Source organism: Streptomyces sp. NPDC051105 (assembly GCF_040682795.1).
In the GTDB taxonomy this organism is placed as follows: Bacteria; Actinomycetota; Actinomycetes; order Streptomycetales; family Streptomycetaceae; genus Streptomyces.
In genome coordinates this window covers 317,815-330,459 of sequence record NZ_JBFBBR010000010.1, presented here as the reverse complement: position 1 = coordinate 330,459, position 12,645 = coordinate 317,815, and the positions used below count along the sequence as shown (strand labels likewise).

The following is a 12,645-nucleotide window of genomic DNA, read 5'->3' as shown; positions in this document are numbered from 1 at the left end:
CGAGCGGTGTGCGCTCCACTGTGCGTCGGATAAAATGGACCAGCAAGTCCAGAAAGTCGATCGCGCGGACGGGCTTTGACGGAGTCGGAGGAGGAGTCGCATGCCGGAAACGCTGACCGCGAAGGGGCGCGCTACCCGGGCCCGGATCGTCGAGGGGGCCGCCGAGGTGCTGCGCGCGCAGGGTGTCGCCGCCACCACGCTCGACGACATCCGCGGCCGCACCGGCACCAGCAAGAGCCAGCTCTTCCACTACTTCCCCGACGGCAAGGACGCCCTGCTGCTCGCGGTGGCCCAGTTCGAGGCGGACCGCGTCCTGGCGGACCAGCAGCCGCACCTGGGGCGGCTGGACTCCTGGGAGTCCTGGCGGCAGTGGCGGGACGCGGTGGTGGAACGCTATGAACTCCAGGGCGACCAGTGCCCCCTGGGCTCCCTGTTCCTCCAGGTCGGCCGGTCCAGCCCCGGCGCACGGGCGATCGTCACGGAGCTGATGCGCCAGTGGCAGCGGCAGCTTGCCCGCGGTATGCGCGCGCTCCAGGCGAACGGTCTGGTGTCACCGGACCTCGATGTCGACCGGACGTCCGCCGCACTGCTCGCGGGCATCCAGGGCGGTGTCTCGATCATGATGTCCACCGGTGACTCGACCCACCTCAGAGCGGCCCTGGACACCGGCATCGAGTACCTCCGGGTCAGCGGGCCGGGTGGGTGGCCGCCACCGCGGCCTGACGCGACCGGTGCCCCGTAATTCCGGTCCCGCGGTGTGCGGCGGTGCCCCGGGGTGATTGTCTGGCTCCGGCAACCCCGTCCCGACCCGGCCCCGCCGCAGGAGGATCCCGCAGTCATGAGCAGTGCCTACGCGTACGAGTACAAGGTCGTCACCTTCCGGGAGTCGCTGGTCGGCGACGCGCTGGACAGCGACAAGCTGGAGAAGGTCCTCAACAAGCACGCCGAGGACGGCTGGGGCCTCAAGGTCATCACCTCCGCTGACGTCAAGGGCCGGATTGGTCCCGGAGCCGTCGAGGGCCTGCTGCTGACCTTCGAGCGCCCGCGCGCCTGACCGAGGCAGACCACAGCGGAACGCCCCCCGACCTAAGCAGTGGGTCGGGGGGCGTTGCGCTGTGCGCGGGTTACTTCACCGGCTCCGGCTCCGGCGCGCTCTCCTGCTCCGTCTCGCCCGCCGGGTCGACCGGGGTCTTCACGGAGTCGAGGAGCAACTGGGCCACGTCCACGACCTGGATGGACTCCTTGGCCTTGCCCTCGTTCTTCTTGCCGTTGACCGAGTCGGTGAGCATCACCAGGCAGAAGGGGCAGGCCGTCGAGACGATGTCGGGGTTGACCGACAGCGCCTCGTCGACGCGCTCGTTGTTGATGCGCTTGCCGATGCGCTCTTCCATCCACATCCGGGCGCCGCCGGCACCGCAGCAGAAGCCGCGCTCCTTGTGGCGGTGCATCTCCTCGTTGCGCAGGCCCGGGACGTTGGCGATGATCTCGCGCGGGGGCGTGTAGATCTTGTTGTGGCGGCCCAGGTAGCAGGGGTCGTGGTAGGTGATGATGCCCTCGACCGGGGTGACCGGGACCAGCTTGCCCTCGTCCACCAGGTGCTGGAGCAGCTGGGTGTGGTGGATGACCTCGTAGTCGCCGCCGAGCTGTGGGTACTCGTTGCCGATGGTGTTGAGGCAGTGCGGGCAGGTGGCGACGATCTTCTTGGCCGACTTGGGCTTGCGGGACTCCTCGGTCACCTTGCCGTCGTCGTCCGTCTCCTCGCCGAACGCCATGTTGAGGGCCATGACGTTCTCCATGCCGAGCTCCTGGAAGAGGGGCTCGTTGCCCAGGCGGCGGGCGGAGTCGCCGGTGCACTTCTCGTCGCCGCCCATGATCGCGAACTTGACGCCCGCGATGTGCAGCAGCTCGGCGAAGGCCTTGGTGGTCTTCTTGGCGCGGTCCTCGAGGGAGCCGGCGCAGCCGACCCAGTAGAGGTACTCCACCTCGGTGAGGTCCTCGATGTCCTTGCCGACGACCGGGACCTCGAAGTCGACCTCCTTGAGCCACTCCAGGCGCTGCTTCTTGGCCAGCCCCCAGGGGTTGCCCTTCTTCTCCAGGTTCTTGAGCATCGTGCCCGCCTCGGAGGGGAAGGCGCTCTCGATCATCACCTGGTAGCGGCGCATGTCGACGATGTGGTCGACGTGCTCGATGTCCACCGGGCACTGCTCGACACAGGCACCGCAGGTGGTGCAGGACCACAGCACGTCCGGGTCGATGACGCCGTTCTCCTCGGCGGTGCCGATCAGCGGGCGCTCGGCCTCGGCGAGGGCGGCGGCGGGCACCCCGGCCAGCTGCTCCTCGCTCGCCTTCTCCTCGCCCTCCATGGTCTTGCCGCCGCCCGCGAGCAGGTAGGGCGCCTTGGCGTGGGCGTGGTCCCGGAGGGACATGATCAGCAGCTTGGGGGAGAGCGGCTTGCCGGTGTTCCAGGCCGGGCACTGCGACTGGCAGCGGCCGCACTCGGTGCAGGTGGAGAAGTCCAGCAGGCCCTTCCAGGAGAACTGCTCGACCTGGGAGACGCCGAAGACGTCGTCGTCACCGGGGTCGGTGAAGTCGATCGGCTTGCCGCCGGAGGTCATCGGCAGCAGGGCGCCCAGGGAGGTCTCACCGGTGGCGTTGCGCTTGAACCAGATGTTCGGGAAGGCCAGGAAGCGGTGCCAGGCGACGCCCATGTCGGTCTTGAGGGCGACCACGATCATCCAGATGAAGGAGGTCGCGATCTTCAGGCCGGCGAAGAAGTAGGTGAGGTTCTGGAGCGTGGAGACGTCCATGCCCCGCAGCCAGGAGACCACCGGGTAGGAGATGAAGAAGGAGGCCTCGTAGGAGTCCACGTGGTGCTGGGCGCCCTCCAGGGCGTGCAGCATGAAGATGCAGACGCCGACGATCAGGATGACCGTCTCCACGAAGTACGCCTGGCCGAAGTTGGAGCCGGCGAAGCGGGACTTGCGGCCCGGCCGGTTCGGCTTGCTCAGCTGGCGGATGACGATCAGCACCAGGATGCCGAGGACCGTCATGGTGCCGATGAACTCGACGAAGACGTTGTACGGCGGCCACTCGCCGATGACCGGCAGCAGCCAGTCGGCCTGGAACAGCTGGCCGATGGCGTTGACGATCGTCAGCAGGAGCGAGAAGAAGCCGACCGCGACGAACCAGTGCGCCACGCCGACGATGCCCCACCGGTTCATCCGGGTGTGGCCGAGGAACTCCCTGACCACCGTGACGGTCCGTTGCACGGGCTCGTCGGTACGGGTGCCGGCGGGCACGTTCTGGCCGAGCCGCATGAAGTTGTAGATCTGCAGGACGGCGCGGGCGAACAACGCCACGCCGACCACGATCAGAACCAGCGACACGATGATCGCGGCGAGTTGCATGGGGGCTCCTCGGGCCTGCGAGGGGTCTCTTCGGGTCTCTTCGCGAGAGAGGGTTCCCGAAATTACTAAGCGGTAACTTATGCAGTCGGTCTGAGACTACCCGCATCTTTACTCGCACTGTAGTCAGGTGCGAGGTGATCTGAATCGCTGAGGTGTGCCTGACCTGCCGCTGCCTTGCGGTGGCAAAGTGATCGTGTTATTCGTGTTATTCGTACGGAATTGTTACATTCAGGTCTAATTTAGACCTGTGCTCTACGGGATCGCCGCCGCCACCACCGCCCTGCTGCTCGCCGCCGTCCTCGCCGCGCTGATCCGGCCGCTCGCGCTGCGGCTGGGGCTCGTCGACCGCCGGCGGACGCGGCCCGTCCCGGTGCTGGGCGGATTCGCCGTCGTGGGTGCCACCTGTCTGGTCGCCGGTGCCGGCGACTGGACCGGGGTCGCCCCGCTCGGCACCGGGGTCGGGGAGCTGCTGATCGCCGGGGGAGCCGTGTCGCTGCTCGGGCTGGTCGCCGACGTGTGGCGGCTGAAGACCCGGTTCCTGCTGATCAGTACGGCGGTGGCGGCCGCGTGTGTGGTGCCGTACGCGGAGTTCGGTGTGGCCGAAGGGCTGCTCGGCGTCGGATGGATCGCCTTCGTCGCCGTCGCCTTCAAGGGGCTCGACCACGCGGACGGACTGGCCGGGACCGTGGGAGTGATCACCGCCTTCGGGGTGGGGGCCTGTGCCACCGCCGAGGTCATGGACGGGCTGGCCGTGCTGCTGAGCGTGCTCGCGGCCGCCCTCACCGGGTTCCTGATGCACAACTGGCATCCCGCGCGGATCGCGCTGGGTGCCACCGGCTCGCTGTTCGCGGGGTTCGTGCTGGCCGCGGCCGCGCTGATCACCCGGACCGGCCACGATCCGGTCGCCAGCGCGGGCGTGCTGTTCGCGCTCACCTGCGTCGCCAGCGCCGACGTGCTGCTCGTCGTGCTGTCGCGGCTCCTTGCCGGGCGGCCGGTGCTGCGGCAGGGGCCCGACCATCTCGCGCACCGGCTGCGGCGGCTGGGGCTCACCCCGCCGGGCGTGACCGTCGTGCTGGGTGTCGCGGCCTTCGCGGGGGTGCTCGTCGGGGTGCTCGTGCACGGCGGCTGGATCGGGCGGACGGGTGCCACATGCGTCGCCTGCGTCACCGTCAGCGTCGTGCTGCTACTCCTTCGGGTGCCGGTTTATGGGCCCGGCCGCCTGGAATCAACGCAGGTCAGCGGGCGCTTGCGTGTAAGGAACGGATAAGAGTTGAGTCTTCGCGACTCAGGTCTGTTGACCCATGGCGAGGCTTGATGCACACTTGAGTCCGTTCCACTCAAGTCAGCTGGAGGAAATCACCATGGCACGTGCGGTCGGCATCGACCTGGGCACGACTAACTCTGTCGTCAGCGTTCTTGAAGGCGGCGAGCCCACCGTCATCACCAACGCCGAGGGTGCCCGGACCACGCCGTCCGTCGTCGCCTTCGCCAAGAACGGCGAGGTTCTGGTCGGCGAGGTCGCCAAGCGCCAGGCGGTCACCAACGTGGACCGCACCATCCGGTCCGTGAAGCGTCACATGGGCACCGACTGGAAGATTCAGCTGGACGGGAAGGACTTCAACCCCCAGCAGATCTCCGCGTTCATCCTGCAGAAGCTGAAGCGGGACGCGGAGGCCTACCTGGGCGAGAAGGTGACCGACGCGGTCATCACCGTCCCGGCCTACTTCAACGACTCCGAGCGCCAGGCGACGAAGGAGGCCGGCGAGATCGCGGGCCTGAACGTCCTGCGTATCGTCAACGAGCCCACCGCGGCCGCGCTCGCCTACGGCCTCGACAAGGACGACCAGACGATCCTCGTCTTCGACCTCGGTGGCGGCACCTTCGACGTGTCCCTCCTGGAGATCGGCGACGGCGTCGTCGAGGTGAAGGCCACCAACGGCGACAACCACCTCGGTGGTGACGACTGGGACCAGCGCGTCGTCGACTACCTGGTCAAGCAGTTCGCGGCCGGCCACGGCGTGGACCTCGGCAAGGACAAGATGGCCCTCCAGCGCCTCCGCGAGGCCGCCGAGAAGGCCAAGATCGAGCTGTCCTCGTCCACCGAGACCTCGATCAACCTGCCCTACATCACGGCGTCCGCCGAGGGCCCCCTGCACCTGGACGAGAAGCTCACCCGCGCCCAGTTCCAGCAGCTGACCGCGGACCTCCTGGAGCGCTGCAAGACGCCGTTCCACAACGTCATCAAGGACGCCGGCATCCAGCTCGGCGAGATCGACCACGTCGTCCTCGTCGGCGGCTCCACCCGTATGCCCGCCGTCGCCGAGCTCGTCAAGGAGCTGACCGGCGGCAAGGACGCCAACAAGGGCGTCAACCCGGACGAGGTCGTCGCCATCGGCGCCGCCCTCCAGGCCGGTGTCCTCAAGGGTGAGGTCAAGGACGTCCTGCTCCTCGACGTGACCCCGCTGTCCCTCGGTATCGAGACCAAGGGCGGCATCATGACCAAGCTCATCGAGCGGAACACGACGATCCCGACCAAGCGGTCCGAGATCTTCACCACCGCCGAGGACAACCAGCCCTCCGTCCAGATCCAGGTCTACCAGGGCGAGCGCGAGATCGCGGCGTACAACAAGAAGCTCGGCATGTTCGAGCTGACCGGTCTGCCGCCGGCCCCGCGTGGCGTCCCGCAGATCGAGGTCGCCTTCGATATCGACGCCAACGGCATCATGCACGTGACCGCGAAGGACCTGGGCACGGGCAAGGAGCAGAAGATGACCGTCACCGGCGGCTCCTCGCTGCCGAAGGACGAGGTCGACCGGATGCGCCAGGAGGCCGAGCAGTACGCGGAGGAGGACCACCGCCGCCGCGAGGCCGCCGAGACCCGCAACCAGGGCGAGCAGCTCGTCTACCAGACGGAGAAGTTCCTCAAGGACAACGAGGACAAGGTCCCGGGCGAGATCAAGACCGAGGTCGAGGAGTCCATCGCCGAGCTGAAGGAGACGCTCAAGGGCGAGGACACCGCCGAGATCCGCACCGCCACCGAGAAGGTCGCGGCCGTCTCCCAGAAGCTGGGCCAGGCCATGTACGCCGACGCCCAGGCCTCGGGTGCCACCGCCGGCGGTCCCGCCGGTGCGGCTGCCGGTGACGCCGACGACGTGGTGGACGCCGAGATCGTCGACGACGAGCGCAAGGACGGTGCCGCGTGACGGAGGAGACCCCGGGCTTCGAGGAGAAGCCCGACGTCCCCTCCGGCGCCACCTCCGACGACGCCGAGCCGAAGGCCACTCCCGCACAGGGGGCGGCCCCGGCCGGGGACTCAAGCGCACAGCTGGCCGGTCTGACGGCGCAGCTGGACCAGGTGCGCACCGCGCTCACCGAGCGCACCGCGGACCTCCAGCGGCTCCAGGCCGAGTACCAGAACTACCGCCGCCGAGTGGAGCGCGACCGGATCACGGTCCGGGAGATCGCCATCGCGAACCTCCTGACCGAACTCCTGCCGGTGCTCGACGACATCGGCCGGGCCCGGGAACACGGCGAACTGGTCGGTGGTTTCAAGTCGGTGGCCGAGTCACTGGAGACCGTCGCGGCGAAGATGGGACTCCAGCAGTTCGGCAAGGAGGGCGAGCCCTTCGACCCGACGATCCACGAGGCCCTCATGCACTCGTACGCGCCCGACGTCACCGAGACGATGTGCGTGGCGATTCTGCAGCCCGGGTATCGCATCGGCGAGCGCACCATCCGTCCCGCACGGGTGGCGGTCGCCGAACCGCAGCCGGGGGCGACGCCGGTGAAGGCCGAGGGGACCGATGAGGCCCCCGCGGCCGGCGACGAGAAGGACAACGGCCCTGAGGAGGGCTGAAGTCGTAGAGATCGAGCGGAACACCGGAAAGGGGGCGCGTCGAGGATGAGCACCAAGGACTTCATCGAGAAGGACTACTACAAGGTCCTCGGCGTCCCCAAGGACGCCACCGAGGCCGAGATCAAGAAGGCGTACCGGAAGCTCGCCCGCGAGTTCCACCCGGACGCCAACAAGGGCAACGCCAAGGCCGAGGAGCGCTTCAAGGAGATCTCCGAGGCGAACGACGTGCTCGGCGACGCCAAGAAGCGCAAGGAGTACGACGAGGCACGCGCCCTCTTCGGCAACGGCGGCTTCCGCCCCGGGCCGGGCGCGGGCGGCGGCAACTTCAACTTCGACCTGGGCGATCTCTTCGGGGGCAACCCGCAGCAACAGGGCGGGGGCGGCTTCGGCGGCGGTTTCGGCGACGTCCTGGGGGGCTTGTTCAACCGGGGCGGCGGCGCGGGCACGCGCACCCAGCCCCGGCGCGGCCAGGACATCGAGTCCGAGGTCACGCTCAGCTTCACGGAGGCCATCGAGGGGGCCACGGTCCCGCTGCGGATGTCCTCGCAGGCCCCCTGCAAGGCCTGTTCGGGTACCGGCGACAAGAACGGCACACCGCGCGTGTGCCCGACCTGCGTCGGTACCGGACAGGTGGCGCGAGGGTCCGGAGGCGGTTTCTCGCTCACCGACCCGTGCCCGGACTGCAAGGGCCGTGGCCTGATCGCGGAGCATCCCTGCCTGGACTGCAAGGGCAGCGGCCGCGCCAAGTCCTCCCGGACCATGCAGGTCCGCATCCCCGCCGGGGTGACCGACGGCCAGCGGATCCGGCTGCGCGGCAAGGGCGCACCGGGCGAGCGCGGCGGTCCGGCGGGCGACCTGTACGTCATGGTCCACGTCGACGCCCACCCGGTGTTCGGCCGCAAGGAGGACAACCTCACGGTGACCGTCCCGGTGACCTTCACCGAGGCGGCGCTCGGCGGCGAGGTCAGGGTGCCCACCCTGGGCGGACCGCCGGTCACCCTGAAGCTGCCCCCGGGCACGCCCAACGGCCGCACCATGCGCGCCCGTGGCAAGGGCGCGGTCCGCAAGGACGGCACCCGTGGCGACCTCCTGGTCACCGTCGAGGTGAGTGTCCCGAAGGACCTGTCGGGGAATGCTCGTGACGCGCTGGAGGCGTATCGCGAGGCGACCGCGGACGAGGACCCGCGGGCCGAGCTGTTCGAGGCCGCGAAGGGAGCATGACAGAGATGGACGGCCGTCGACGCAACCCGTACGAGCTGACCGAGGAGACTCCGGTCTACGTCATCTCGGTGGCGGCCCAGCTCTCCGGACTGCACCCGCAGACGCTGCGCCAGTACGACCGCCTCGGCCTGGTCTCCCCGGACCGCACGGCCGGGCGGGGTCGGCGCTACTCGGCCCGCGACATCGAACTGCTCCGCCAGGTGCAGGCGTTGTCGCAGGACGAGGGCATCAACCTGGCCGGCATCAAGCGCATCATCGAACTGGAGAACCAGGTCGCCGCGCTCCAGGCCCGCGTGGCCGAGATGGAAGCGGCCCTGGACGGCGCGGCGGCCGCGATGCGGCAGCGCGAAGCGGCGGTGCACGCCTCGTACCGCCGTGACCTGGTCCCGTACCAGGAGGTCCAGCAGACCAGCGCGCTGGTGGTGTGGCGGCCGAAGAAGGCGAAGGACTGAGCACACGGGAAAGGGCCCGGAGGCGGTGAACCTCCGGGCCCTTTCGCATGCCGGTCACGGCTCCAGGATGGCCCACTCCGCACCGGGCGCCGACTCCGTGCCGTCGGCGTACAGGGCGGTCACCCAGTAGTAGTGGGTGGTACCGGGGGCGGCCGTGGTGTCGTCGTAGGAGCGGTCGGTGGTGGCCGCCAGCTTCTCGTACGTTTCGGTGGCCGGGCTCCAGCGGTAGACCTGGTAGCCCGTCGCCGCGTCGGCCGCGTTCCACGCCAGGCGGACGCCCGAGTCGGTCACGTCCGTCGTGAGAGTGAGCGGGGAGCCCTCCGGGGTCGCCACCGACGGGGTCAGGTCCAGTTCGTCCACGGCGACGGCGGACACGGGCCCCAGCCATTTGCTGGAGTTGTTGGCGTTGTCGATCGCGTCCACCCAGTAGCAGGCATGGTCGCCGTCCGGCAGCCGTACGTCCCGGAAGTGGGAGGTACCGGCCGGCAGATGCGCCCACTCCCCGGCGGAGCAGACCTGTTCCTCGCCCTCCTCGCCGAGGACCGTGCCCCGGTAGACCGCGTACCGCTTCAGGTCGGGCTCGGTGTTGTCGTCCCAGTCCAGCTCGACGCCGTACTCCGTGGCCGTCGCCGTCAGCCCGGTCACCTGGGCGGGCGGCTTGTCCGAGACCAGCGTGGTGACGGTCACGGTGTCGGAGAGCGGGGAGACCTGGGGCCACTGCACGTTCGCCACCGCGTAGTGGTACGTCGTGTCCTCCTCGGCCGAGAAGTCGCCGCAGCTGTACCGGCGGGACCCGTCGGGGAGGGTGGTGAAGCTGGTCGTACAGGTCACCCACCGCGCCGTCGAGGTGTCCACGGGCAGCGTGGTCGAGCGGTAGACGCGGAACTCGCCGTACGGGGCGTCCTCCTGCTTCATCGTCCACTGGAGGGTCGCGCCGCCGATGCCCGCGGTCGCCGTGAGCTCGCGGGGTGCGGCCAGCGGGCGGGTCACCGTCTGGAGGTCGGTGAACGGCGACAGGTGGCCCGAGCCGTCCACGGACGCGACCCGGTACTTGGCGGTCTCGCCCCGCGCGAGCGTGTCGTCGGTGAGGCCCAGGGTGTATGTGAGGTCCCAGGACTTGGTGACGACGCCGTAGAAGTCGGTCCGCTCCACCCGGTACTTCACCGCCGCGTGCACCCCCGACCAGCTGAGTTCGGCGGCCGTGTCGGTGGCGGACGCGGTGAACCGGTCCGGTGTCCGCAGCACGGTGCTGGTGACCAGGGCGTCGGCGGTGCCGGTCGACTCGTTGCCCGCCTTGTCGTAGGCGCGGATCTCGTAGTAGTAGAGGTCGCCGGTCGCGGGCGGGGCGTCGGTCAGGGACGTCACCGTGGTCGTGCCCACCTTCGTCCAGCCGGTGCTGCCCCGCAGGCGCCGGTAGACCCGGTAACCGGCGAGGTCCATCTCCTGGTTCCTCGTCCAGCTCAGCTTCGTCGTGTTGGCGTCGCTGTCGTAGGACACCAGCGGATCCAGCGGGGTGAGGGGCCTGACCTTGTCGACGGCGGCCGAAGTCCTCGGGGTGTACGTGAACTTGGCCTTGGCGGCGCCGGTCCAGTTGACGTAGTCGATCCGCAGGGTGTGCCTGCCCTTGGGGATCGTCACGTTGACGGTCTTGCTGACCGTCTTGGAGGTGTTCTTCCAGAGGTCGACCTTGCGGGTGCCGTCGACGTACACCCGGATCCCGTCGAGCCCGGAGGCGGCGAGGGCGAAGGGGCCGCCGGAGCCGAAGTCGCGGGTCACCGTCCAGCGGACGCCGAAGTTGTCCTTCGGCAGGCCGGAGGCGGGGGCGCCGCTCCAGCTCTCGCTGATCGCGGAGTCGCAGTCGGTCTTCTTCGGTGTGCCCTTGAACGTGGTGTTCGCGAACAACTGCCGCTTGTAGACAGGTGCGGTGCAGGTCGTCGTGGCCGCGGAGGCGGACACGGTGGCGCCGCCGAGCAGGGTTCCGGCGGTGGCGAGCACCACGGCGCCGGCCGCGGTGCGTCTGGCTGGGTTCATTCGATCCTCTGGTCGTATCCGGGTGACGGGCCGAACCGTCCCGATGTCGACTCATGAGGAAAGGAGTTGGTTGTACTGATCTTTGCCCGCCCGTGAACTCCCTTTGGATGGAGAGCCCGTAAAGGGTGTTTGGAGGCGGTTCCGCATACCCTTCACAGACACAGCGGAGCGTAGTGTTGCCCACTCGTTAAGTGGTTCCGCTTGACGCCGGGTGTGGCGTACGCGTTGTCTTTTCAGACATCTGGGTCGCAAGCAGTCCCATGTCCGGAACGCACCTGAAGTGAGCCCCCGAATGCGTCGTATAGCCAGGTTTGTGGCCGCGTCCACGATGTCCCTCTCGCTCGCCGGCTGCGGCGTGCTCAACGCGACGGGATCGTCGACCACCGCGACCCCCACCAAGGGCAACGACATCACGGTGGGTGTGCTGATGCCGGACAAGATCAACACCCGATACACCAACTTCGACTACCCGATCATGAAGTCGAAGATCGCCGAGCTCACCAACAAGCAGGGCAAGGTCGACTATCAGAACGCCGGGTCGTCCGCCCCCAAGCAGGCCGAGCAGCTGCAGAAGATGATCGACGACAAGGTCGACGTCGTCGTCCTGGACGCGGTCGACTCGCACGCCATCGCGGACAAGGTGAAGAAGGCCACGGACGCGGGCATTCCGGTCATCGCCTACGACCGCCTCGCCGAGGGCCCGATCGCCGCCTACGTCTCCTTCGACAACGAGCTGGTCGGTGAGGTGCAGGCCCGTACGCTCCTGGAGGGCCTCGGGTCGAACGTCGACACCTCCGACAAGGTCATCATGATCAACGGCTCGCCGACGGACCCGAACGCCAAGCAGTTCAAGACGGGTGCCCTGTCCGAGCTGACCGGCAAGGTGACGATTCCGGACGGCGCCATGTTCGACACCAAGGACTGGGACCCGCCGACCGCCGGGAAAGAGACGACCGAGGCGATCAACGCGATCGGCAAGGACAACGTCGCCGCCGTCTACTCCGCGAACGACGCGATGGCGGGCGAGATCATCAAGGCCCTCAAGGCGGCCGGAATCACCAACGTGCCGCCGGTCACCGGCCAGGACGCGGACCTCGACGCCATTCAGCGGATCCTCACCGGCCAGCAGTACATGACCGTCTACAAGCCCTACCCGGCCGAGGCCGAGGCCGCCGCCGAGATGGCCGTCTACAAGGTGCAGGGCAAGGACATCCAGTTCGACGCGCTCACCCAGGACCAGGTCGACAGCCCGTCCAACAAGGACATCCCGGCCCAGCTGGTGCAGGTCAGCGCCGTGACGAAGAGCAAGATCAAGGACACCGTCGTCGCGGACGGCATCTACAAGATCTCGCAGATCTGCACCACCGAGTACAAGACGGCGTGCGCCGAGGCCGGCCTCAAGTAGGGCCCTGCCAACGGCCCCGTTCCCCGCCAGGGAAGGGGGCCGTTGTGCGCCCCGGCTGTGCGCGCTGGGGGTGCGCCCCGGCTGTGCGCGCTGGGGGTGTGCGCGGCGGCTGTGCGCGCTGGTTGTGCGCGCTGGTCGTGCGCGCTGGGGTGTGCGCGCTGGTTGTGCGCGCGCCGAAGGGGCGCGGGGCTGTTCCGATAGGCGGCTCCGCCGCGCTGGGGCTCCCCCCCGATCGAGCGAAGCCGAGAGCGGGGGAGCGACCAGCCCCCACCG

Annotated in this window: 10 protein-coding genes; 8 read left to right on the top strand and 2 right to left on the bottom strand. The window is 68.8% G+C overall.

Going from position 1 to position 12,645, the window contains the following annotated elements:
- The first annotated feature begins 100 nt into the window (after positions 1 to 100).
- The gene (locus AB0N16_RS25860; RefSeq protein WP_365800521.1) at positions 101 to 742 is read left to right on the top strand and encodes a TetR/AcrR family transcriptional regulator; all 642 of its coding nucleotides are present in this window, start codon (positions 101 to 103) and stop codon (positions 740 to 742) included.
- Between the two features lie 96 nt (positions 743 to 838).
- Complete coding sequence (locus AB0N16_RS25855) at positions 839 to 1,054, top strand: DUF4177 domain-containing protein (RefSeq protein WP_365800519.1); 216 nt, start codon at positions 839 to 841, stop codon at positions 1,052 to 1,054.
- Between the two features lie 70 nt (positions 1,055 to 1,124).
- Here the strand turns inward: AB0N16_RS25855 and AB0N16_RS25850 are convergent, their stop codons facing one another.
- A complete protein-coding gene (locus AB0N16_RS25850; RefSeq protein ID WP_365800517.1) occupies positions 1,125 to 3,407 on the bottom strand; it encodes a (Fe-S)-binding protein in 2,283 nt (760 codons plus the stop codon).
- Positions 3,408 to 3,654: 247 nt separating this feature from the next.
- Between AB0N16_RS25850 and AB0N16_RS25845 the strand changes: the two genes are divergently transcribed.
- The 5 genes from AB0N16_RS25845 to AB0N16_RS25825 all read left to right on the top strand — a co-directional run bounded on the left by AB0N16_RS25845 (position 3,655) and on the right by AB0N16_RS25825 (position 8,936).
- Positions 3,655 to 4,674: an MraY family glycosyltransferase gene (locus AB0N16_RS25845; RefSeq protein WP_365800515.1), complete on the top strand. Its 1,020-nt coding sequence runs from the start codon at positions 3,655 to 3,657 to the stop codon at positions 4,672 to 4,674.
- A gap of 94 nt (positions 4,675 to 4,768) precedes the next feature.
- Complete coding sequence (gene dnaK / locus AB0N16_RS25840) at positions 4,769 to 6,610, top strand: molecular chaperone DnaK (protein ID WP_351740615.1); 1,842 nt, start codon at positions 4,769 to 4,771, stop codon at positions 6,608 to 6,610.
- The gene (gene grpE / locus AB0N16_RS25835; protein ID WP_365800512.1) at positions 6,607 to 7,263 is read left to right on the top strand and encodes a nucleotide exchange factor GrpE; all 657 of its coding nucleotides are present in this window, start codon (positions 6,607 to 6,609) and stop codon (positions 7,261 to 7,263) included. The genes dnaK and grpE overlap by 4 nt, the downstream gene beginning before the upstream one ends.
- A gap of 45 nt (positions 7,264 to 7,308) precedes the next feature.
- Positions 7,309 to 8,484, top strand: a complete 1,176-nt coding sequence (gene dnaJ / locus AB0N16_RS25830; protein ID WP_365800510.1) for a molecular chaperone DnaJ — start codon at positions 7,309 to 7,311, stop codon at positions 8,482 to 8,484.
- Positions 8,485 to 8,489: 5 nt separating this feature from the next.
- Positions 8,490 to 8,936: a helix-turn-helix domain-containing protein gene (locus AB0N16_RS25825; protein ID WP_351708068.1), complete on the top strand. Its 447-nt coding sequence runs from the start codon at positions 8,490 to 8,492 to the stop codon at positions 8,934 to 8,936.
- Positions 8,937 to 8,990: 54 nt separating this feature from the next.
- On the opposite strand, the gene AB0N16_RS25820 is transcribed toward AB0N16_RS25825, so the two are convergent.
- The gene (locus AB0N16_RS25820) at positions 8,991 to 10,967 is read right to left on the bottom strand and encodes a PA14 domain-containing protein (protein ID WP_365800508.1); all 1,977 of its coding nucleotides are present in this window, start codon (positions 10,965 to 10,967) and stop codon (positions 8,991 to 8,993) included.
- A 292-nt stretch (positions 10,968 to 11,259) separates the two neighbouring features.
- Here AB0N16_RS25820 and AB0N16_RS25815 point away from each other — a divergent pair, with 292 nt between their 5' ends.
- Positions 11,260 to 12,372 carry a substrate-binding domain-containing protein gene (locus tag AB0N16_RS25815; RefSeq protein ID WP_365800506.1) on the top strand — a complete coding sequence of 371 codons (1,113 nt, stop codon included), beginning with the start codon at positions 11,260 to 11,262 and terminating at the stop codon, positions 12,370 to 12,372.
- Positions 12,373 to 12,645 lie beyond the last annotated feature (273 nt).

Excerpts from the sequence above, each read along its gene's own strand:
- AB0N16_RS25860 (WP_365800521.1), top strand. The coding sequence starts at position 101 with ATGCCGGAAACGCTGACCGCGAAGGGGCGCGCTACCCGGGCCCGGATC.
- AB0N16_RS25855 (WP_365800519.1), top strand. The coding sequence starts at position 839 with ATGAGCAGTGCCTACGCGTACGAGTACAAGGTCGTCACCTTCCGGGAG.
- AB0N16_RS25850 (WP_365800517.1), bottom strand. The coding sequence starts at position 3,407 with ATGCAACTCGCCGCGATCATCGTGTCGCTGGTTCTGATCGTGGTCGGC.
- dnaK (WP_351740615.1), top strand. The coding sequence starts at position 4,769 with ATGGCACGTGCGGTCGGCATCGACCTGGGCACGACTAACTCTGTCGTC.
- dnaJ (WP_365800510.1), top strand. The coding sequence starts at position 7,309 with ATGAGCACCAAGGACTTCATCGAGAAGGACTACTACAAGGTCCTCGGC.
- AB0N16_RS25825 (WP_351708068.1), top strand. The coding sequence starts at position 8,490 with ATGGACGGCCGTCGACGCAACCCGTACGAGCTGACCGAGGAGACTCCG.
- AB0N16_RS25820 (WP_365800508.1), bottom strand. The coding sequence starts at position 10,967 with ATGAACCCAGCCAGACGCACCGCGGCCGGCGCCGTGGTGCTCGCCACC.
- AB0N16_RS25815 (WP_365800506.1), top strand. The coding sequence starts at position 11,260 with ATGCGTCGTATAGCCAGGTTTGTGGCCGCGTCCACGATGTCCCTCTCG.